This window comes from Leptolyngbya sp. DQ-M1 (assembly GCF_039962505.1).
Classification (GTDB): domain Bacteria; phylum Cyanobacteriota; class Cyanobacteriia; order Leptolyngbyales; family Leptolyngbyaceae; genus Leptolyngbya.
Map to the genome: position 1 here is coordinate 772,973 of NZ_JAMPLJ010000001.1, position 21,103 is coordinate 794,075.

Sequence of the window (21,103 nt, forward strand, 5' to 3'; positions counted from 1 at the left end):
AAGGGTCTCAGCATTGCTGATTTAAGAATTTGCGAGTTTCAGCCAGCCAAACAACTCACCGACGGTTAGCTGTAAGGTTGACATAAAAGCAGGAACCGGAAGTAGCTGCTCTGGCTCCTGAATAAAGTCAGGTTGTTGCCCGGATGGATAGGCAAAAACTGATTTGATTTTGGGATCAATCAGCCAGCCCATTTGACAGCCAAACTTGAGACAGTGCAAGATGTTGGCTGTGACCTTTGACTGGTTATGATCTGGAGAAAGAATCTCGATCGTCCAATCCGGTGGTGCATTGAACACATTTGCAATATCTCCGTCTTGATCTAAAGGAATTCGATCCCAAGTAAAGACTGCAATATCAGGCACGATCGATCGATCGCCAAAGGTGCAGCGTAATTCTGGAAATGCTAAGGCAATCTGTTGGGGTTCAGCGATGTTGTTAATCTCGGTGCCGAGTTTCCCCTGTAGCTTGCTATGTTTTCCTTGCGGCATCGGCTTTTGCACCAGTTGACCTTCAATGTATTCGGTTGCAGGCTTGGTTTCTGGAAGTTGCAAAAACCCTGCTAACGTTAGTGTTTTTTCAGAACTCTGCACCATTGTCAATGCCTCAACTTGCTGCTGATTTGGGATGTTTGATTCCGATAATTATCTCTTTTACTCGATTTCTGACAGGGGCATTCCTTGGAACCGTACCTGTTTCCAAAATACATTTGTACATTCAAGTAGGCAGAACTCTGGAATAACAAGAGCAACCTCTATTTGTAGTTGAGAGAAAAGAATTCTGACTTGTGGAGTAAAGCGATCGACAATAAAGCGTTGAACCACGATACTGGTGTCTACGACATAGCGTGTTGTCATCGATCGCGATCCTCGCGCAGTAGCTCAAGGGTAGATTTTGACCCAGGCGGAGGAGTCCGCATATGACGGTCAATCGATTCTAGAATTTCTTGCAGCGATCGTGGATCTCTCGGTGCTGGCTGCAATTTCTCTTCCACTACCTGTGTTACAAATGCTTTGAGATCGTCGATCGTCATGTCAGCAACTCGCTTTGTGTTCATGAGGAGAACTCCAAAAAGCAATGTATTCCCTTAGTTTACCAACTGCTGCAAGGCTGCGGCGATGTCTACTCGATCGGAAATCCTGGAATGAGTTGATCGATTTCTTCCATCAATTGCATCGTTTCTTTGAGGGCAACGACAATGTTTTGATAGTGCAGTACATCATCAAAAGATAAAGTTCGTTTCGCTTTTTTGCGGTCTTTTAGCCATTTATCTAACACTTGATAGCCGCCAATTTTGAATTTCCAGATTTGGGATGAGATGCCTTCAAAATAGCGATCGCGGTTAATAAAAACTCGCTGTTCTGCAGGTTTGTAGGTCACTTCGGTAACAGTATTCTCTCCATCACCGCTCATTTTTGTGATTAGTTTTGCGATGAGTTTGTTGAGCTTCTTTGATTTCATTAGATGCAGGGCTACTAATTCTTCGCCTTGTCTGAATCATTCAGTAATTCTTTCAGCGCTGGATAATGACTACGCTCACTGCCTTTCTGCAAGTTTTTCTGAATCGACTTTAGGCAAGCATCAAAAGAGAGACGACATTAAATCATTGCCCTACTGAGCTTGGTCTGCTGCTGTCGCCTATTTTCTCAGGCAATCGTTTTTGAGGAAATCCAGATTGAGCAGCGATCGAAACCCAGTATCTTACCTTATTTTAATTTTGGCGCACAATCTTGAGTCTAGAGAGAGCCGTCATAGTAGAGTTAATGTCACCTGTTCAATTCTAGAAGTTCCGAGCATCGCTTATGCGTGCAGTTCTGTGTGGCTACTATGGCATGGGAAACGGAGGCGATGAGGCGTTATTAGCTTCGTTGCTGCAATTGTTGCCGGATGATGTCGAACCGATCGTGCTGTCCGGTGATCCTGCCCAAACTCGCGATCGCTATCGAGTGGAGGCGGTCGATCGTAAATCTTTCCCTGCAGTGCTGAGTGCCTTACGCCGCTCCGATGCGTTTATCTGGGGTGGGGGTAGTTTGATGCAGGATGCGACCAGTGCAATGAATCCGATTTATTACGGTGGACTGATGCGGTTGGCGCAAATCATGGGATTGAAAACGATCGCATGGGCACAAGGAATCGGGCCGCTCAAGCGATCGTGGGTGAAGCAGTTAACGCGATCGACCTTTAAGCACTGTACCGGGGTGAGTGTGCGCGATCGGGCTTCTGCGGCGCTATTACACGAATGGCAAATTCCGTTTACGCTGGCACCTGATCCGGTTTGGGCGATGGAATCGACACCCGTGACAGGCTTATGGAATCTACCTGCGCCCAGAGTTGCGGTGAATTTGCGATCGCATCGGCATCTCACTCCGGAACGCTTAGCCGTTTTCACTCGTGCATTGATTGACTTTCAGAAAGCCACACAAACTTGCTTACTGTTACTGCCATTCCAAGCCAGTCAAGATTTTGCGATCGCGCAATCGCTCTACGAACAGCTACCCGAAGTCAGTCACATTCTGCAAATTCAGCATCCGCAGGAATTAAAAGGCGTGTTCCGGGGTGTGGAAATGACGATCGCAATGCGGCTTCACGGATTGATCATGGCGGCGGCGGAAGGCTGTCGCTGTTTTGGGTTGAGCTACGATCCGAAAGTAACTCAACTCATGAGCGATCTGGAAATGCCGGGATGCGCGATCGCGGATTTACCTACAGATGCGAATGAGTTGAGTCGGATGTGGATCGAGTTGTATGCGAACGGAGACGCGCTCTCAGACGATCAGATTTATGGATTAGTCGATCGCGCTCTGTTTCATCAAATGGTGCTAGAGCAAGCGTTAGAACGCGCTCACCGTTAAGCTTCCCGGTTTGGATAAATCACCGTGGAGCTTCACGCCGCGATCGTTCGCTGCTAAGTGCCGCACAATTTTGTAAATCGATTCTACTTCATCGGGCTTTCCGACGTTAATCGCCAGAGTTTGTAATGGGATCGGCGTTTTTTCTTGCTGCAAGACTTCGGTCACTTTGCGCTGTAGATCGAGAATGGCAGCAGCAGCTTTTTTACCTGCTTCTACTCCAGGTTGGTGATACGCATTCACATTGACTAGAAATCCATAGAAACCAACAGCACGATCGTATAACGCAATCAGAGCACCAATGTGAAGGGGAGTCACTTCGGGAATCGTTACGGTAATAGAATCGCGATCGTTTTCGTACAACGCTTTGCGAGTACCTTGAAGCAAACCAGAGAGATAATCACCGGAGGTCACACCCGGTTCAACTTCGATCGAGGATTTAGCGCGATCGTGCAACACTTCAATGAACGTTAGAAAGAAATTCGGCACACCTTCGCGTAATTGCTGCACATAAGCGTGTTGGTCGGTACTGCCTTTGTTACCGTAAACCGCAATCCCTTGATACACAGTGTTTCCATCAAGATCTTTTTCCTTACCGAGCGATTCCATGACTAGCTGTTGCAGATACCGGCTAAACAACAGCAAGCTATCTTTGTACGGCAGAACGACCATATCTTTTTCGCCTTTGCCGTTGCCAGAATAGTACCAACTCAGAGCAAGCAACGCCGCAGGATTCGTTTTCAAGTTGGGAACGCGAGTTGCAATGTCCATTTCTCGCGCTCCTTCCAGCATTTGTTGAATGGGAATTCCTTGCAGTGCAGCCGGAACTAACCCCACTGCTGACAGTTCCGAAGTCCGACCGCCCACCCAATCGTGCATTGGGAAAGTCGTCAACCAGCCCTGTGATTTGGCTAAACGATCGAGTTCACTGCCTCTACCTGTAATGGCGATCGCGTTCTTGCTAAAATCCAATCCTTTCTGCTTGAAAGTATTCTGAACTTCCAGCATTCCATTGCGCGGCTCTGGTGTACTGCCCGATTTAGAAATCACAATCACTAACGTTGTGTTTAAGCGATCGCCCAATTTTGCTAACGTGCGATCGATCCCGGCCGGATCAGTGTTGTCGATGAAATGAATCGCTAAAGCAGACCCCCCACCCAATGCCTCCGCAACGAATTGCGGGCCTAATGCAGAACCGCCAATCCCGATCGACAAAACATCCGTAAATTTCTCAGCGCTCGGTGGATGGATTGCACCCGAATGCACATCACGCGCAAAATTTTCAATCGCCTTGATCGTTTCAATAATATCGGCTTTCAGCTCATCGTTTGGCGCGAGATTCGGGTCTCTCAGCCAGTAATGACCGACCATGCGGTTTTCGTCGGGATTTGCGATCGCGCCTGCTTCGAGGTCTTTCATCTGGGCAAACGCTTGTTCAAATTTCGGCAGCATCGATTCGACAAAGCGATCGTCAAATCGCATTCGACTGACATCCAAATACAGGGATAGTCCGTCGTGATAATACAGCCAGTCTTGATATCGTTGCCAAAGTGTTGAAGCAGTCATACGTCGCCTCTATTGTGTAGCTCTGATGCTAGTTTATAAGCGGTGGGGGAGCGGGGGAGTAGGGAGTAGGGAAGATTTAAGGAATTTGTTCTGGCGAAATCAACTTTACCCGCTTCTAAATCGTCGGTTCTGGTAATATTCGTAGAAATTTAATAATCTGTCCAGTGACTTCGATGCTAATCAGACAATGATCGATCGTGAACCGATATAGAATTTCGCTATCTTCTAACGCTTGAAATTCGGGTAAATCTTTGAGTTGGTTGATCTGAAAGAAGTCTTCAAACACAAACCGATACATCCGTTGCATCGCCGCGGACTCCAGGCTTTTAAGGTCGATGAGAAAAGTGCGATCGTATTGAACCTCTAAGCGAGCTGGCAGCAACATCGCACCAACGGGCATTGTTCTAATTCTGCTCATAATGTGCGGGGCGAGGGTTGCAGGATAGGCAACAGGTGCATCGCTTCTTCGCGGGTGAGGGTATCGCCAGGTTTGTGAGCGCGTTGGGCTTCCTCGATCGCTTTCAGCATATAAAGGTCATAATAAGCAGTCTCAAGCACTGCCCAAAGCTGTTCTAGCTCCTCGTCGGACAGACGATCGATGAGATGATGGGCGCGACTGCGGTAGAGATTCATGTTCCGGCGGCAACAGCTTATCTCTGTTGAGGGTGCCCATGCCGATGAGTCAGATCGCCGTCCGGTAGGAATTGCCACAGATTGTGTCCCCGCTTAGGATACGATTTCATTACAAAAGCGCACATCTCATCCCTATGCTGGATTATCTCTTCTCATTCGATCCCGGCTTGATCGGTTATTTGGTGTTTCTGATTGTGTCTGTTGCGATTTACGGAATCTTTAGCTTGGGGCTAAATCTGCAATGGGGCTACACCGGATTGATTAATTTCGGTCATGTGGCATTTATGACGATCGGAGCCTATACAACGTCCCTGTTAACACTTTCAGGAACTCCGATTTTAATTGCGGTGCTGATTGGAGGATTTTTGTCAGCGTTTTTGGGGTTGCTGATGGGATTTTCGACGCTGCGACTGCGCGAGGATTATCTCTCGATCGTGACGATCGGGGTTTCCGAATTAGTCCGACTCGTGGCGCTCAATGAAGACTGGCTCACTAAGGGAGCATTCGGAGTTCAGAGTTTTCCGCTTCCATTGGGAGAGTTTCGTCCCACGATCGGGACGCGCATTGGCATGATCGCGATCGTGCTGCCCATCTTTGGATTTGTCGCGTGGAAATTAGCGCAGCAGTTGATCGTGCGTGTTAAGAAGCGGCGAACATTGGGGACGATCGCTTCAGGGGTGTTGATTTTCCTAACTCTGCGATTGGCGCTAGTCAGCGCGATCGCGCTTTATGACTATTCGAGCAATCAAGCCCGCAACGGCTTATTGTTTCTCTCTCTGCTTACCGTAGCGCTGGTGTATTGGGCGTTAGAGCGATTAGTTCATTCCCCGTGGGGGCGTGTTCTGAAAGCGATTCGAGAAGATGAACAAGTGGCGAAAGCGCTCGGTAAGAATGTCTTTCTCTACAAACTGCAATCCTTGATGCTAGGCGGATTTATTGCCGGAATTGCAGGTGCATTCTTCGCATGGCAACTTAGCACCGTGTATCCCACAAACTTTGAACCGATCGTTACCTTCCAAGCCTGGATTATTATGATTCTCGGCGGTGCAGGTAATAACGCTGGAACACTCTTAGGTGCAGGAATCTATTGGGCTTATACGGCATTTACCCGCGACTTAGAGCGCATCCTGCCGCTCGGTGCAGACCAAATCGGTGCACTGCGAATTATGTTGATCGGACTGATTTTGATGGTGTTAATGCTGTTTAGACCACAAGGCATTTTAGGCAATAAAGACGAACTGACGCTGGGGAAATAACGATGCAGACTTCAAACACCGCCGTTCTCGCTGCCACGGGACTGATGAAGAGTTTTGGTGGCATCAAAGCCGTGAATAATGCTGCGATCGAAGTGCTTCCGGGCAGCATTACGGGATTGATCGGGCCTAACGGAGCCGGGAAAACGACGCTATTCAATCTGTTGTCAAACTTTATTCCACCTGATCAGGGCAAAGTGTTATTTGATGGAGAAGCGATCGAATCGCTCCAACCCCACGAGATCGCTCAACGCGGCATGATTCGCACTTTTCAGGTCGCACGAGTGCTATCGCGCTTGTCGGTCATGGACAATATGCTGTTAGCGGCTCAAAAGCAGACCGGAGAGAATTTTATTAATACTTGGTTGTTCTCGAACCGCATTCGACAGGAGGAACGGGAGAACCGCGATCGAGCAGTGGAAATTCTACAATCGGTCGGACTCGCAGCAAAAGCAAACGATTACGCGGGCGCACTCTCCGGCGGTCAGCGCAAACTGTTAGAGATTGCCCGCGCTTTGATGACTCGTCCAAAGCTCGTTTTACTCGATGAACCCGCAGCCGGTGTCAATCCTACGTTGATCAATCAAATCTGTGAATACATTCAGTATTGGAACAGCCAAGGACTCACTTTTTTGATTATTGAACACAACATGGACGTGATTATGTCGTTGTGCGATCGCGTCTGGGTTTTAGCAGAAGGAACCAATCTCGCGGAAGGTAGCCCCACTGAAATTCAATCGAATGCCAAAGTGTTAGAAGCGTATTTAGGTCAATAGGGCGGCGATCGACCCACGTGAAATCACAGTTTAGAAGGTTGACGCAAGCGGGATCTGCTCAGTACCCTTACCGATGGAGACTTTATCTTTAAAAAGTTTCTGTAAAGAATTCAAGCCCCATTGAGGACAGTCATCATGCAGCCTTCATCTTTTCGTGATTCAGAAACGACTCCGAAAGCGCAAGCAGCCGACGAAGTTGGAGGAATGTTGGATGCGTTTGTCAGTCTAGAAGAAATTTCGCCTGACCTTGACTGGATGGAAACGATCGCAGATAGCTGGGGAATTCCCTATAACGCTACTTCAGCAGCGCCCAAAGCTCAGGAGCAGTAAAATCAGCGATCGCAAATTTCACGCCTAGTCCGTTTAAGGTTTCCGGCATTTGAGTGGAGGTAATGCCGATCGTTGGAATTCCTGCTGCAACTGCCGATCGCACTCCTGATGGTGAATCCTCAAAGGCGAGTGCCTGATGCGCCTCTAAGCCAAACTCTTTCAGCGCATAGTTGTAAGGCGCAGGATCGGGTTTACCAATGCCGAGATCGTCCGCCAAAATTAAGCGATCGAACACCTGATCCAACTTCAGCACTTGCAGCATAAAGTGAGCGTTTTCGCGAGGCGCATTCGTCACCACCGCTTGCTTGAGAGAATGCTGCTTTGCCCAATCGATTAGCTCCAGTAAGCCTGCCATCGGTTGCAGTTGAGTGGCTAATTCTCGAAATCGGGCTTCTTTGCGATCGGCGAGCGCTTCACTTTCAGCCGGGGTCAACTGAGGTAAAAATTCTGCAATGATCGGTGGATTGGTTCGACCGCTCATTCGCTGTTTGTAAATCGTTTCATTAATCGAGATTCCAAATTCACTGAGGCAGTCTTGCCAAGCGATGAAATGAACCGGATCAGTATCCGCGATCGTTCCGTCTAAGTCGTAGAGAATGGCAGCCAGCACAACCTTACCTTGATAAAACTTCACCTTAGAGTAGCGTAGATTAGCGCTGCGCGATCGAAGCCGGAGAACTGGGTGAGCCAAAAATCGGGCTGGCATCGAGTCCCGTCACCAGTTGAAATTCTGCGGCATCAAATGAAACGGCAATCGAATCGGTCTGCCATTGGTCTAGCAATTCTTGAACTTGACGAAAAAAATCAATCCCGCGCACCATTGGAACCCGTGCCCAATTTTGCACAATTGTTTCCACCAATGCCAACTCAATTAGTCCAGCCGGATACAGTTGCAACATTGCCGTCAAGCAAGCATCGCACAACTCATGATCTTCGCCATCTAATTGATAGCTACTAATAATGTGTTTGATTCGCTGTTGTTGGATCTGTTGCTGAAGAGACATTGTTGCTGGAGAGACATTGATACTGCGCGATTCGTTATGTTCAAGCGTATCTCAACTTGATCAGTTTGAATGATAACTTGTGAGATATCTCAGTTCCGTTTGCCCTAAATCACTATGGATCTCAAACCTTTTATTCGCGAAATTCCAGATTTTCCCAAACCCGGAATTTCGTTTAAAGACATCACAACGCTCTTGCAAGATCCCACCGGACTCAAAGCCACGATCGATCTATTTGCCGAGAAATGTTCGGATCTCAATCCAGAGTTTATTGTCGGAATGGAGTCAAGAGGATTTATCTTCGGTGCGCCATTAGCTTACAAAATGGATATCGGTTTTATTCCGGTGCGGAAGCCTGGAAAACTACCCGCAGCCGTTCACGCGATCGAATACGACTTAGAGTACGGCACCGATTGCTTGGAAATGCACCAAGATGCTGTACACCCTGGAAGCCGAATCCTGATGGTCGATGACTTAATCGCAACAGGTGGCACCGCAGGCGCGACCGCAAAATTGATTCAACAAATTGGCTGCGAACTGGTTGGATGCGCCTTTGTGATCGAACTGAAAGACCTGAAGGGACGCGATCGACTGCCTCAAGTTCCCATCATTACACTCGTCGAATACTAGCGCTATAATCACAAAACCGATCGCAAAAATCCCTTATGACGACCTCTACACCGAGAAGATTTCGATCTGGATTGGATCGAGTTGTTGAGCTTTTAACGAGCGACACTTCGATCTATGTGTTCAAGCGATTGTTGCAGGCATTATTTACGCTTTTTCTTGCCGCAGCGTTGAGCTTTTTCATTATTCAGCTTGCCCCCGGAGATTATCTCGATACCTTGCGCGAAAATCCAAAAATTTCGCCAGAGCGAATTGATCAACTGCGGCGGCAATATGGCTTAGATAAATCCTGGCTCGAACAGTTTTTCTTATGGGTGTGGAACATTATCACGAAAGGCGATTTTGGCACGAGTTTCGTTTACAATCGCTCGGTGGTTTCGCTCCTCTGGGAACGAGTGCCGCCGACCTTGTTACTCGCCATTACTTCGCTGATTGTGACTTGGGGTGTGGCGATTCCGCTGGGTGTGCTGGCGGCGATTAAGCAGCAAAGATGGGTCGATCGAGTGCTGCAAGTTCTGAGCTACACCGGACAGGGATTTCCAAGCTTTATTACGGCGTTGTTACTGTTAATTTTCGCGCAGAATACTTCCCCCCTGTTTCCGGTGGGAGACTTAACCAGTATTGATTTTGCCGACTTAACTCCGTTAGGTAAAGTTCTTGATGTAGCGTGGCATCTGGTTTTACCGACTTTGGCGCTAGCGATCGCGGGTTTCGCTGGATTGCAGCGCATTATGCGAGGACAGCTGCTCGATGTGTTGCGCCAAGATTATGTTCAGACGGCTCGTGCGAAAGGGCTTCCAGAGAATCGCGTTATTTATGTTCATGCGTTGAGAAATGCCATCAACCCGTTGATCACCTTGCTAGGATTTGAATTTGCCAGCCTGCTGGGTGGCGCATTTATTACAGAGAACTTTTTCAATTTACCGGGGCTGGGAAGGCTGATTCTACAAGCGGTACAAGCACAAGATTTGTATTTAATTATGTCGAGCCTAATGATGGGAGCCGTGATGTTAATTCTGGGAAACTTGCTGGCTGATCTACTATTAAAGGCAGTTGATCCCCGGATTAGTCTGGAAGACCTGAATTAATGTTTTCGCAATCCTATTATTTAATTCGATCGAGAACCGACGGCAGTTATCTCGCGGCTTACCCCAAGCTGAGTGATGACCAGGTGCGATCGCCTGAACATGGATATGTTCTTTTATTTCAGGAGCAATATGATGCACTCGGATACCTGAATAAATTTGCAGGCGAGATGAGCGATCGTTTTGTCACGGAACTGATCTCCGGGTCACAACTGAGACCCTTGCTCGATCGCTGGGGCTACAAGGGATTTGGCATGGTGAAAGATCCTTTGATTCCGACGATTGAATTTCTCTCAAAGGGATAATAGACAAGTAGGCTCATCCGCCTTTCGGCAGGGTTGGTGTTTAATGAAACTCTCCCTGGTTACAGATGTTCGTGAAGGCAGAATTTTGAGTAGATAAGGGCAGATTAATGCGATGCTGCTGAATTTCACTTTTGCAGAATCCTAAGAAAAATTGCTGTACCTTTGGAGGGTATTTGTATGAAATCTCTGTTATCTGGACTCCGTTATGTGTTAACCATCTGCTTATGTGCGGTGTTATTGTTCGCGTCGTTTGTGCCGAGCGCGTCTGCTCAAGCGGTTGTAAAAGACAAACCGATGGCGAATGAACCCAGTGCATCGACGACCAAAGCGGCAAAAGAATATGAGGGTGCTGCAAGAGAAACGATCGACAAAGGTGGGTTGCAATCTTTAGAAGAAGTGCGCGATCGTACAAAGGGTGGCGGACTGAATGAAGTGCAAGGAACGGCTGGCTTCTACAACATGAAGCGCCCCTCAAACACCAGTGCAGACTCGATCGAGGAGAAAATCGAGCAAGGCTTAGAGAAGGCAACTGGCAAGGCAAGCGAAGGTTCAGAAAAGCTGACGAAAGAAGCTAAGAAAGCGCAAAAGCAAGCTGAAAAGCAAGCGAAAAAGGCAGCAAAGGCAATGGATATGGACGACTAATTTAGTCGAACCTACAGTAAGGCAAAATGGGGGCGATCGCCCCTTTTTTGATGGGTTTTTATCCTAGCTGATCGTTCCTCAATCCTGACATAGATATTTTGTCGTAGTTTGATAAATGGGTAGAAACGTCACTGAGGCAACTTATTGGTATGAGGGAATTTGTCCTCGATCGCACAAGCCTCTCCGCTTACCGCGCACGAAATTTATTGAAGCGATCGCGCATCAATTAATGCAAGAACTTGCCGCTGACGGGCAGTATTCACAAGAGGGTAAGATGTATGGTGTTTTGCTCACCGAAACTGCTGAAGGAGAACAGCAGACTTTAAAGGCATTTTCGGGGTTGTTGAATGGACAAAGTGTTGTCGATAGCTGGGTTCCACCGATTTCGGGGCGCGGTCGTATTCTGCATCAAGAATCAATTACATTAACACTATTGGAATCGCTGAAGAAACAAATTATTCAACAATACGAGATTCCTGAACGTCAGCAATATCAGCAATTAATTGAAGAATACGATCGAAAACTTAAGGACTTATCTGAACAACACCGTCAGCGAAAACTAGAGCGGCAAGATAAGCGACAAAATGCTGAGCATAATTCTGACCTAGATGAGCAAAGTAAGCGGGATGGAATTGAGCGACGTAATCTGAAACGCGATCGTACCGCAATCTTAAATCCCCTAAAGCAAATCATTGATCAAGCCGATGAGCAAATTCGACAACTGAAACAGCAACGCAAGCAGCTATCACAACAGCTTCAGTCTCAAATGTATGAGAGCTACCGCGTCACAAATTTTGCTGGAGAAACACGATCGCTCTCTAGTCTCCTTACCTCAATGCCGACTGGAACCGGAGAATGCTGCGCTCCAAAACTACTCCACTATGCCGCAACCCATCAGCTCAAGCCGCTAGCAATGGCAGAGTTTTGGTGGGGTGAATCTGTTGGAGATAAAGTTCAGGGCGAGTTTTACGGTGCGTGTGCGGAGCGATGCCAACCTATGATGGGATTTTTACTCTCAGGATTAGAGTCGATCGACCAATCGATCGACATTGTGTACCAAGACGACTGGCTCATGGTGGTGAATAAACCTGCTGGATTGCTTTCAGTGCGCGGACGATATGGACAGGATTGTTTGCTCGATCGCTTCTCTGAGCCGTTAATCCCAGTGCATCGATTAGATCAAGACACATCTGGTTTAATCATTCTTGCTCGTGATGCACAAGCTTATAAACTGCTGAGTCAACAGTTTCAGCAACGCAAAATACACAAAGTTTACGAAGCAGTTTTATTGGGACAGGTAATACAAAACCAAGGCAGAATTGATTTACCGCTTTGGAGCGATCCGAACGATCGACCCAGGCAAAAAGTCGATTACCAACTTGGAAAACCTTGCACCACAAACTTCCAAGTATTAGACGTGCAAGAAACGACCCGGCTTGAATTTCACCCCATTACCGGAAGAACGCATCAATTACGAGTTCATGCCGCTGAAGGATTAGGAGCCGCGATCGTCGGCGATCGCCTTTACGGCACAACTCCATCCGATCGCCTCCACCTACACGCCCGCGACTTACAATTTACACACCCGATCTTAGGCAAAACGATCGCCCTACACGCTAAAACCCCTTTCTAAAACCCCCTTCTAACGATGCAACCCGACTCAATTCAAGCCATCCTTACCGCAGTCGAAGCCCATACCCCGATCGACTCCACCGAAGCCGCCCACAAAATTGCAATTCTCGATCATTTCCGTCAGAGTAGCGCTCCTACAGACTCATTCTGCTTTGAACCCGGACATGCCACCGGAAGCGCCTGGGTAATTGCAAAAGACACGCAGCAATTTGCGCTGATTTATCACAAAACCCTCGATCGTTGGTTACAACCTGGCGGACACGCAGAACCCGAAGAACCCGATCTGCTCACCGTTTCGCTCAGAGAAGCCCAGGAAGAACTTGGAATTACGCTCGATCGTGCTCAAACCTGCCTACTCGACCTCGATGTCCATCGGATTCCAGACACCAAAAAATATCCGAGCCATTTACACTTTGATTTTCGTTATCTTTGCCTCACCAATTCTCAACCCTTGCAGCCTGCTACAGATGCAGTTCGAGCAGAATGGTTTTCACTCGATCAACTCAACGCGCTCCAACTTGATCCAGGTATTGAGCGCATGATCCGCAAGTCGATGATTCAGATTTAATAAATCAAATCGGCTTCAGAAGCGATCGTCGGCGCGATCGGTAACTCAAACCAAAACAGCGTCCCAACATTCGGCATACTCCGAACCTGAAGCCTTGTACCAAGAAGTTGCAGCAACTGCTGACTGATCGACAGGCCTAATCCTGTTCCCTTACCGGATTTACGCCCTGACTCTGTTTGCGTAAACGGTTTAAACAAGGTTTGAATCTCATAATCTGCAATGCCAATTCCGGTGTCTTCTACCTCAAACCGCAGTAGGGAAGATTTCACAGGAAATACTCGCAAAGCAATGCTTCCTTCATTAGTAAACTTCAGTGCGTTCGTCAGCAAATTAATCAGCACTTGTCGTATTTTTCGCTCATCTGTTTCAATCCAATCTGGAACATCATTCGTACAGGAGATTGATAAACTTAAACACTTCTCGATCGCTTGCGACTCAAACATTTCTATTAAGCTGTACAGCAATGGTTTTAGTGCTATCTCCTCAATCTCAACCGTTTCGGCTTTTGCTTCAAGTTTGGCTAACTCCAACACTCCATTAATTAGATCCAGCAAATGTTCCACACTCTGATTAATTAAACCTAAGCGCTCTTTCTGTTTTGGAGTCAGTGCCTTGTCGTAACTCATCAACTCACTACTGCTCAAAATAATCGACAAAGGAGTCCTTAATTCATGATTCACATTCGCTAGAAACGCGGTTTTTGCACGATCGGCAGCTTCCGCCTCCTGTTTTGCCCGCATCAATTCAACATTTTGCTCTGTTAATGCTTGGGTACGCTCTTGCACTTTCTGCTCAAGTGTGCGTGCATAATCCTGTAAAGTATCGTGCGATCGCGCCAGTGACTCCCACATGAGATACCCCCGCGTTGCCACCACAATAGCGCCGAATCCTACAAGCGGGGTGACGATCGGAATCCACCATCCTCCCAAAAATAGCCCATACACCGAAAGCACTCCCGCCAGAACAATGCCGATCATGTAGGTGATCATTCGCCGCACCGATCGCAGTTGTGCCCCCAACACCGTCCCTACACCCAACCACAGCAGCAGCCAGATTGCCTCAACCCAGTCTGATACACTCCGCAAAATCGGTCTGTTGTCCAAAGCTGCACTGATCAATTGGCTGGCAAAGTCCGCATGGATTTCAACGCCTGCCGCAGTCAGCTTTGCGGCGCTAGAATAAGGCGTGAAAAAGCGATCGTTCAGGCTTTCTGCAATCGAACCCAATAGAACAATTCGGTCGCGCATTAACTGTGCAGGCACTCGATCGTTTAACACATCGGTAAAACTGACAGATGTGAACTGCCCCTGCAAATTACGAAAATTCGATAAAACTTGAAAGCCACCCGTATCTCCGCGAACATAGCCGCCTGAATTTGGCTGTAGCGGCTCCAAACGAGTTTTACCCAATTCAAACCCGTTCCCTCGCTGAACTGGCTTAACCCCTTCCCGTTTGAGATACTCTAAACCCAGCCGCGTCCCCAACGTTTCGATCGTTCGCTCCTGCTTACCCCAAATCGGATTAACCCGTAGAGATAATAAGTTCCGGCGGACTTTCCCATCGAAATCAATCACCAAATCGCTTGCGGCAATCTGCCCCCGATCTCTCAGAATTGGAGGCGGATCAACCGAGGGCAGATTTGCGCCGCTCAAAGTTTTCTCTACGCCGATGAGATTGGGAGTCGTTGCGTAGACTTGCCGCAGAGCCTTATGTCCTGGCTCGATCGGCAGATTGCGATAGATATCTATCCCAATCACACGCGGCTTTTGCTGCTTAATTTTGCTTAATACATCCGCAAGCTGCTGGTCTGGAATCGGATATCGCCCGATCTCATTAAAGTCAGATTCGTCGATCGTCACCACCACAATGCGTGAATCGGCGGCTTCAGGAGGACGGAGGCGAAACCAATAGTCCAGCGTCATGAGTTCGAGTGGCTGAAATCCGCCTGCGAGCTGGAGCGCAACCACTGCTGTTACGACAGTCATTGCGCTCAGCCCAACCCCTACCCATTGCCGCACTCGTTTCAACTGCTTCTTAACCTTGAGGTGTGGTGATTACAATCCTGTAACGACTGTAGGGCAGGGTTGATAAAGTTGTCCATTACAAAGTTGAACTGGCTACGATCGTGAACCACCCCCGGCTGTCCCGCTCGGCGTTCCTGAGCCGGGGGGTGGCTCAATCTGAGCGCAAACGGGTGAGATGAATACCAGGCTGAGGAACAACCCCATCACTATACTGAGACTACAGAAGTTACGAGAGATTTGATTGAGAGACATGGTTGTGATTAGTAGATGGACGCTGATGAATCGGAGATCTTCCACGCACTCGATCGCTGATTGAACAGCAACGAATTACAGGGAAAGACCATGAACACTGCATAACAGGACTTCAGTAGAGCGGGCTTGGGGAGTCAATTTTTAAGCACGTTGACAAGAATTTTGCTTAAGTAGAATTGCTCAACTTGACCTGTCAAAATTAGCCAGTTTGTCAACCCGCCAATTTGCTGAAGTTGACCGTCGCAATTAAAATACTACATTCATCTCGCTCTGACTCTCAGCAAACTTACGCATAATTTAAGCAAGATTTGACAAGGCTGCTTCGCTCAATTGTGCAGATTAGATGAAGTGCGTTTGCCGTTGTAAACATTAGGATTGGAAGGCAAGCCTTACTTAGATTGCAAAGGCTTCAGTCTCAAGAACGATCTGCGTATTTTTTAGGAAACGCTTTGCCATTTTAATTATGGATCACAGTCGAAGGCAGCTTTGTCAAACTGCCTTCCTGCTGTTTAAAATTTGACTTACTTAATAAGATTTACAAACTAATCTGAAGGTTTTTGAACTCTGAGCATTCAACAAGTGGTTTCAAAATCTGTAAACTCAAGAGATGAGTTAATCTACTTTTTTCTCCAGCTCGCATAGATTTACCAACCGATGAATCACAAAAAGCCCTTCTTTCAATCCGAAAGAAGGGCAAAACTCAAATGACTATTTGATACCTAACCGATCGCAATACCAACCGCAGCGCTTTCAGGTTCTGGACGAACTGCGCTCGGCTTTTTTGCAATCAGATACTTACTCATAAAGTGAACCTGCTCAGACACTCCTGTAAAGCCAGCATCAGTCAACCGCTTGGTCAGATCATCAGTCGTGTAATGGCGGTAATACGGTTCATGAAAGATTTCCGGGAAGTTTTCCATTGCGATCGACAAGTCCGGTGAGTCAGCCATCTGAATTGAGTCACAGATGATAAAAGTTCCACCCGGTTTCACCACGCGAAAGGCTTCGTTGATCACATTTTGACGAGCTGCGGGAGGCAGTTCGTGGAATAGAAATACGCTCGTCACCGCGTGGAAGTAGTTATCCAGGTAAGGCAGCTCTTCTGCATTGCCTTGCACTAATTGCGGCAGCGTTCCGGGCACTTGAGACAGTAATTGATTTGCTTTTCTCAAATAGGCAGCGGATAGATCCACGCCATACAGCGAAGCTTTCGGCAACATTCCTCGAATGTTTCTCAGAGTGCGTCCAGTCCCGCAGGCGACATCTAGAATTTTGATTTGATGTGGTAGCACATCGCTAAATGCGCTCAAGCCGTCTTTAAGGGGCGCGAGGATTCGACGGCGCATTGGATCAGCAGTTCCGTTGAACAAAAGTTCAACCTGCAAATCATACAGGTTCGCCGACTCGTCACTCAGATAACCATTGGTTTGATGATGAAAATTTTGCACATAGTAGCTGGGTAATCCTTGAGTCTCGACTCCAGGATCAAAGTCTTGGTGGCGCTTTTGATTCACGCGCTGCCACATTTCCGGTAGATCCAGCCAAACGGCAGGATAGTAGCGGAAGAAATCGTCCCAGGGATTATCGAACAAGAGACTTGCAGGATAAACTCCTTTTTCGGCATCTTGCCAGTCGGTTTCAAGAATGGCATCCATGCGCTTTTGGATGGTGTGAATCAGTTCAAACGAGAGCGGTTTTGGATTCGGCTTGGTTTCGGCTGGAGCAGGCGCAACGATGTTAAGCAATTGAGTGCTAAGAGCTTTATGCGCTAAACCAAAGTAGCTTTTGCCTTGCTGAAAAGTTTGATATGCCAGCTTGGTGAGTGTATCGGGCATGGTGATATTAAGCAGCAATCTACGACTATGAATAAGTGTAACGAATTCTAATCGGTGAGAATCGTCTTTGAGCGAACGATTTTGCATGAAAAAAGCGATCGAGCCACTTAGCTCGATCGCTTTTTTCATGCAAAATCAGAACGCTTTAGCAGTCGTAGTAGAGCATGAACTCATACGGATGCGGACGAATGCTCATCGGAATCACTTCGCGATCGAGCTTGTAGCTGATCCAGCTTTCGATGAAGTCTTCGGTAAAGACTCCACTTGTGGTCAAATACTCGTGATCGGTCTCCAAACTCTTCAGCGCTTCAGCAAGCGATCCTGGAGTTGAGGGCACTTTTGCCAATTCTTCGGGGCTGAGTTCGTAGATATCTACATCCAGCGGTGAACCCGGATCGATTTGGTTCTTGATGCCGTCGATACCCGCACAGAGCATTGCCGCAAATGCTAGGTAGGGATTCGAGGTCGCATCCGGGCAGCGGAACTCTAGGCGTTTTGCTTTCGGGTTGGTGCCAGAGAGCGGAATCCGTACCGATGCGGAGCGGTTGCCTTGCGAGTATGCCAAGTTCACCGGAGCTTCAAAGCCAGGAACCAAGCGCTTGTAGGAGTTCGTGGTCGGGTTGGTGAATGCCAACAGCGACGGCGCGTGCTTGAGGATACCCCCGATGTACCACAGTGCAGTTTGGCTCAACCCTGCGTAGCCATCGCCTGCAAAAGTCGGTTGACCGTTGTTCCAGATCGACTGGTGACAGTGCATTCCCGAACCGTTATCGCCAAATACAGGCTTCGGCATGAAGGTGACAGACTTGCCGTATTTGCGAGCGACATTCTTGATCACATACTTGTAGGTCATCAGCCAGTCTGCGGCTTGAATCAGTGTTCCGAAACGGAAGCCGAGTTCGCACTGTCCGCCCGTTGCCACTTCATGGTGATGCTTTTCGATCGGCACGCCGCACTTCGCCATCGTCAACAGCATTTCCGATCGCATATCTTGCGAAGTATCGGTCGGAGCCACGGGGAAGTAGCCTTCTTTGTTGCGGGGCTTATATCCTAAGTTTCCGCCGGGTTCTTGGCGACCAGAGTTCCAAATCCCTTCAGCGCTATCGACGTGATAGTAGCCTTCGTGCTGGTTTTGGTCGTAGCGAACATCGTCGAAAATGAAGAATTCTGCTTCAGGACCAAAGAAAGCGGTGTCACCCAGTCCGGTCGATTGCAGATAATCGATCGCTTTTTGGGCAATCGATCGCGGGTCGCGGCTGTAGGGCTGTCCGGTACGCGGCTCTTGAATCGAGCAAATCATGCTCAGCGTTTTGTGTTCCATAAACGGATCGATCCATGCCGTATCCGGATCAGGAACCATCGACATATCTGACTCGTTGATCGATTTCCAACCCCGAATACTCGATCCATCAAACGGAACGCCGTCGGTGAAGCTGCTTTCGTCAATTTGGCTTCTGTGCAGGGTGAGGTGTTGCCAAATCCCTGGCGTATCGATGAATTTGAGATCAATCAACTCAATGTTCTCGTCATTGATCTTCGCCAAGATCTCTTGTGGGGTTGCCATGAAATACTCCTAGTAAATCGCGTAACTTGCTCTACGCTGAGCATTGAATCGGATCAGGAATCGACATTTAGAGGGATGCCGTCCGCTCACCGCAATCTGTCCTGAATTATGGTAGGAACAGGTTTAACGCAGTTTTGTATCTTATGATACAAAATCATTTACGTTCTACAGAATTAAGTATTGATTAAGGCTCAAAGCGCACGGCTAGTAGGAATTCTGGCTTGGCGATCGCTTCTACAAGAATTAAAAATTGTAACAATCATCTCATCTGGCGACAAGCTCCAAGGTACGGTTCAACATGGAGGCTCAAGCCTGCGTGGTAAACTGAGCTTACATCTTTTACGAATCCCCGAAGCTTGCTGTAAAGCGGGGAAATTCGGCAAAACTCAAATTGAGCCAATTTTTGGGAGAAGACTTTCATGCGGGACGCAGTGACAAGCCTGATTAGAAACTACGACATTACAGGGCGTTATTTGGATCGCAATGCGATCGACAGCCTGAAAACTTATTTTGATACCGGAATGGCTCGCGTTCAAGCGGCTGCGACGATTAATGCAGATGCCGCAGAAATTGTGCGCCAAGCTGGATCGCAGTTGTTTGAAGAAAATCCAGAACTGATTCGTCCGGGCGGAAACGCTTACACGACTCGTCGCTATGCCGCTTGCCTGCGCGATATGGACTACTACTTGCGCTATGCCACTTATGCGCTGGTTGCAGGCGACACGGATGTTTTAGATGAGCGGGTTTTAGAAGGATTGCGCGAGACCTACAACTCGTTAGGCGTTCCTTGTGGCCCGACCGTGCGCGGTATTCAAATCATGAAGGACATTGTGAAATCGAAAGCTGCCGCAGCCGGTATTGCAGATACTCGCTTCCTGGATCAACCCTTTGACTATATGGCGCGGGAATTGGGCGAAAAGGATCTGTAAGACTTCTATTTTTGTCAATGGGCAGGGTGTTGTTCTCTGCCCGTTTTTTATGGACAAATTGAGGCTTCAGGCTCTTCTATACAAACCTCAGCCTTACACAATGTCACGGTTTGTCGCTCTCTGCAGTCTAATCCTGCCACAATCGCCGCCCAGGGTTGCCATTTAAGCGATCGTGCGTCTCCCGTAATAATTTCGGAATGTCTAACTCTTCCGGACATCTCGGTAAACAATCGCCGCAATCCGTACAGCGATTTGCTTTGTTTCCCGGAAACCAGTGCCCTGCATTCTCAAACATTCGATAGCGGTACTCACCAAAACCGGTCATATCGTAGGCTGTTGCTAGATTTCGCAAGCGCAGCACTTCAGGAATATGGATCGATTCGGGACAAGGTAAACACTGATAACACTGGTTGCACTGATTGGGGTCGATCGCTGTTCTCGCTTGCAGGCGATCGATTGCTTCCTCGATGCTCAAATCTTTCTCTAAGTCCGGCAAATCTAATTCTTCAGGCTTCGCGGCTCCTACACTCAGAGTGGTAATTCGAGAATCGCTCAATAAAAATCGATAATTCAACTCAAGCGGTGAGAATGGCGCACAGAGATCGATTAATGTTTGTGGCGGCGTGTGTAGCATTCCAGCTTTATCCGCAGGCGAAATAATGAAAACGCCCATATCTTTCTGATGAGCAAGCTCGATCGCAGGAGCATTTCGCTGAAAGAAAAACGAATAATGCAAATTGACGAACTCAAATAAACTGGTTTCGATCGTTGCCAAAATCAAATCGAGCGAGCCATGGGTCGAAAAGCCAATATGCCGCACTCGCCCATCTGCGATCGCCGCTTGAATCGCTTTCATGCAGCCTGCCTCAGCTTTAACCCAGTCGAGATGTTCCCAGGTATTTAAGCCGTGAATCGCAATGCTATCGATCGAACTGACCTGAAGCCGATCTAGAGATTCATCGATCAGGCGATCGGTTTGTGCGGCATCTAAACTGGGTGGAAGCTTTGTCGTTAGAAAAAGAGAGTCACGCGAGACAGCCTGCAACGCCATCCCCAAAAATTCCTCGCTTTTGCCGTATCCCCGCGCCGTCTCAATGTGATTAATCCCAAACTCGATCGCTCGTTGAACCGTTTGTTCCATCACCTGGGGAGACGACAAACAGCGCATCGTCCCCAGCGAAAACATCGAATAAAACAAATTCGTCTGACCGAAGCGGCGATACTGCATGAGCGG

24 protein-coding genes and 1 pseudogene are annotated in these 21,103 nt (G+C 48.0%); 11 read left to right on the forward strand and 14 right to left on the reverse strand.

All coding sequences use genetic code 11. From position 1 onward, the window contains the following. Positions 1–21 precede the first annotated feature (21 nt). The 4 genes and pseudogenes from NC981_RS03695 to NC981_RS03710 all read right to left on the reverse strand — a co-directional run. Positions 22–594 carry a Uma2 family endonuclease gene (locus NC981_RS03695; protein WP_348241570.1) on the reverse strand — a complete coding sequence of 191 codons (573 nt, stop codon included), beginning with the start codon at positions 592–594 and terminating at the stop codon, positions 22–24. 57 nt (positions 595–651) lie between these two features. After that, positions 652–855, reverse strand: a complete 204-nt coding sequence (locus NC981_RS03700; RefSeq protein ID WP_348241571.1) for a type II toxin-antitoxin system VapC family toxin — start codon at positions 853–855, stop codon at positions 652–654. Next, a complete protein-coding gene (locus NC981_RS03705; RefSeq protein ID WP_348241572.1) occupies positions 852–1,055 on the reverse strand; it encodes a hypothetical protein in 204 nt (67 codons plus the stop codon). The genes NC981_RS03700 and NC981_RS03705 overlap by 4 nt, the downstream gene beginning before the upstream one ends. Positions 1,056–1,120: 65 nt before the next feature. Next, a pseudogene (locus tag NC981_RS03710) lies at positions 1,121–1,477 on the reverse strand (type ISP restriction/modification enzyme); the annotation flags it as partial. Positions 1,478–1,800: 323 nt separating this feature from the next. Here NC981_RS03710 and csaB point away from each other — a divergent pair. Then, the gene (csaB, locus tag NC981_RS03715; protein WP_348241573.1) at positions 1,801–2,850 is read left to right on the forward strand and encodes a polysaccharide pyruvyl transferase CsaB; all 1,050 of its coding nucleotides are present in this window, start codon (positions 1,801–1,803) and stop codon (positions 2,848–2,850) included. Here the strand turns inward: csaB and NC981_RS03720 are convergent. The 3 genes from NC981_RS03720 to NC981_RS03730 all read right to left on the reverse strand — a co-directional run bounded on the left by NC981_RS03720 (position 2,830) and on the right by NC981_RS03730 (position 5,124). Next, positions 2,830–4,413 (reverse strand): glucose-6-phosphate isomerase, encoded by a 1,584-nt coding sequence (locus tag NC981_RS03720; RefSeq protein WP_348241574.1) that lies wholly within the window; start codon positions 4,411–4,413, stop codon positions 2,830–2,832. The two genes, csaB and NC981_RS03720, sit on opposite strands and share 21 nt — an antisense overlap. A gap of 115 nt (positions 4,414–4,528) precedes the next feature. Then, positions 4,529–4,831, reverse strand: coding sequence for a cytotoxic translational repressor of toxin-antitoxin stability system (locus tag NC981_RS03725; protein ID WP_348241575.1), 303 nt, complete (start codon positions 4,829–4,831; stop codon positions 4,529–4,531). After that, a complete protein-coding gene (locus NC981_RS03730) occupies positions 4,828–5,124 on the reverse strand; it encodes a hypothetical protein (RefSeq protein ID WP_348241576.1) in 297 nt (98 codons plus the stop codon). The genes NC981_RS03725 and NC981_RS03730 overlap by 4 nt, the downstream gene beginning before the upstream one ends. Before the next feature lie 89 nt (positions 5,125–5,213). On the opposite strand from NC981_RS03730, the gene NC981_RS03735 reads away from it, so the two are divergent. The 3 genes from NC981_RS03735 to NC981_RS03745 all read left to right on the forward strand — a co-directional run bounded on the left by NC981_RS03735 (position 5,214) and on the right by NC981_RS03745 (position 7,405). Beyond that, positions 5,214–6,302 carry a branched-chain amino acid ABC transporter permease gene (locus NC981_RS03735; RefSeq protein ID WP_348242038.1) on the forward strand — a complete coding sequence of 363 codons (1,089 nt, stop codon included), beginning with the start codon at positions 5,214–5,216 and terminating at the stop codon, positions 6,300–6,302. Between the two features lie 2 nt (positions 6,303–6,304). After that, a complete protein-coding gene (locus NC981_RS03740) occupies positions 6,305–7,075 on the forward strand; it encodes an ABC transporter ATP-binding protein (RefSeq protein WP_190378681.1) in 771 nt (256 codons plus the stop codon). A gap of 135 nt (positions 7,076–7,210) precedes the next feature. Then, positions 7,211–7,405, forward strand: a complete 195-nt coding sequence (locus tag NC981_RS03745; RefSeq protein WP_348241577.1) for a hypothetical protein — start codon at positions 7,211–7,213, stop codon at positions 7,403–7,405. Here NC981_RS03745 and NC981_RS03750 read toward each other — a convergent pair. Continuing rightward, positions 7,371–8,111 carry an HAD-IA family hydrolase gene (locus NC981_RS03750; protein WP_348241578.1) on the reverse strand — a complete coding sequence of 247 codons (741 nt, stop codon included), beginning with the start codon at positions 8,109–8,111 and terminating at the stop codon, positions 7,371–7,373. The genes NC981_RS03745 and NC981_RS03750 overlap by 35 nt on opposite strands. Further along, complete coding sequence (locus NC981_RS03755; protein WP_348241579.1) at positions 8,056–8,409, reverse strand: hypothetical protein; 354 nt, start codon at positions 8,407–8,409, stop codon at positions 8,056–8,058. The genes NC981_RS03750 and NC981_RS03755 overlap by 56 nt, the downstream gene beginning before the upstream one ends. 114 nt (positions 8,410–8,523) lie before the next feature. Between NC981_RS03755 and NC981_RS03760 the strand changes: the two genes are divergently transcribed. From NC981_RS03760 to NC981_RS03785, 6 genes are all read left to right on the forward strand, one after another. Then, positions 8,524–9,036, forward strand: coding sequence for an adenine phosphoribosyltransferase (locus NC981_RS03760; RefSeq protein ID WP_190378678.1), 513 nt, complete (start codon positions 8,524–8,526; stop codon positions 9,034–9,036). A 35-nt stretch (positions 9,037–9,071) separates the two neighbouring features. Next, positions 9,072–10,121, forward strand: coding sequence for an ABC transporter permease (locus tag NC981_RS03765; protein WP_348241580.1), 1,050 nt, complete (start codon positions 9,072–9,074; stop codon positions 10,119–10,121). Continuing rightward, positions 10,121–10,423 carry a hypothetical protein gene (locus tag NC981_RS03770; RefSeq protein ID WP_190378676.1) on the forward strand — a complete coding sequence of 101 codons (303 nt, stop codon included), beginning with the start codon at positions 10,121–10,123 and terminating at the stop codon, positions 10,421–10,423. The genes NC981_RS03765 and NC981_RS03770 overlap by 1 nt, the downstream gene beginning before the upstream one ends. 177 nt (positions 10,424–10,600) lie before the next feature. Then, complete coding sequence (locus NC981_RS03775) at positions 10,601–11,065, forward strand: hypothetical protein (RefSeq protein ID WP_348241581.1); 465 nt, start codon at positions 10,601–10,603, stop codon at positions 11,063–11,065. A 115-nt stretch (positions 11,066–11,180) separates the two neighbouring features. After that, entirely contained in the window at positions 11,181–12,698 is a 1,518-nt protein-coding gene (locus NC981_RS03780) for a pseudouridine synthase (protein ID WP_348241582.1), read from the forward strand. A 15-nt stretch (positions 12,699–12,713) separates the two neighbouring features. Further along, complete coding sequence (locus tag NC981_RS03785) at positions 12,714–13,265, forward strand: NUDIX hydrolase (RefSeq protein WP_348241583.1); 552 nt, start codon at positions 12,714–12,716, stop codon at positions 13,263–13,265. Here NC981_RS03785 and NC981_RS03790 read toward each other — a convergent pair. The 4 genes from NC981_RS03790 to glnA form a co-directional block, all read right to left on the reverse strand. Then, positions 13,262–15,250, reverse strand: a complete 1,989-nt coding sequence (locus NC981_RS03790; protein ID WP_348241584.1) for a CHASE2 domain-containing protein — start codon at positions 15,248–15,250, stop codon at positions 13,262–13,264. The two genes, NC981_RS03785 and NC981_RS03790, sit on opposite strands and share 4 nt — an antisense overlap. Positions 15,251–15,382: 132 nt before the next feature. Further along, positions 15,383–15,541 carry a hypothetical protein gene (locus tag NC981_RS03795; RefSeq protein WP_348241585.1) on the reverse strand — a complete coding sequence of 53 codons (159 nt, stop codon included), beginning with the start codon at positions 15,539–15,541 and terminating at the stop codon, positions 15,383–15,385. 719 nt (positions 15,542–16,260) lie between these two features. After that, positions 16,261–17,376 carry a class I SAM-dependent methyltransferase gene (locus NC981_RS03800; RefSeq protein ID WP_348241586.1) on the reverse strand — a complete coding sequence of 372 codons (1,116 nt, stop codon included), beginning with the start codon at positions 17,374–17,376 and terminating at the stop codon, positions 16,261–16,263. Between the two features lie 145 nt (positions 17,377–17,521). Further along, a complete protein-coding gene (gene glnA, locus NC981_RS03805; RefSeq protein ID WP_190378670.1) occupies positions 17,522–18,940 on the reverse strand; it encodes a type I glutamate--ammonia ligase in 1,419 nt (472 codons plus the stop codon). A gap of 419 nt (positions 18,941–19,359) precedes the next feature. On the opposite strand from glnA, the gene apcB reads away from it, so the two are divergent. Continuing rightward, complete coding sequence (apcB, locus tag NC981_RS03810; RefSeq protein WP_190378669.1) at positions 19,360–19,869, forward strand: allophycocyanin subunit beta; 510 nt, start codon at positions 19,360–19,362, stop codon at positions 19,867–19,869. Between the two features lie 127 nt (positions 19,870–19,996). On the opposite strand, the gene NC981_RS03815 is transcribed toward apcB, so the two are convergent. Further along, positions 19,997–21,097 (reverse strand): aldo/keto reductase, encoded by a 1,101-nt coding sequence (locus NC981_RS03815; RefSeq protein WP_348241587.1) that lies wholly within the window; start codon positions 21,095–21,097, stop codon positions 19,997–19,999. Positions 21,098–21,103 lie beyond the last annotated feature (6 nt).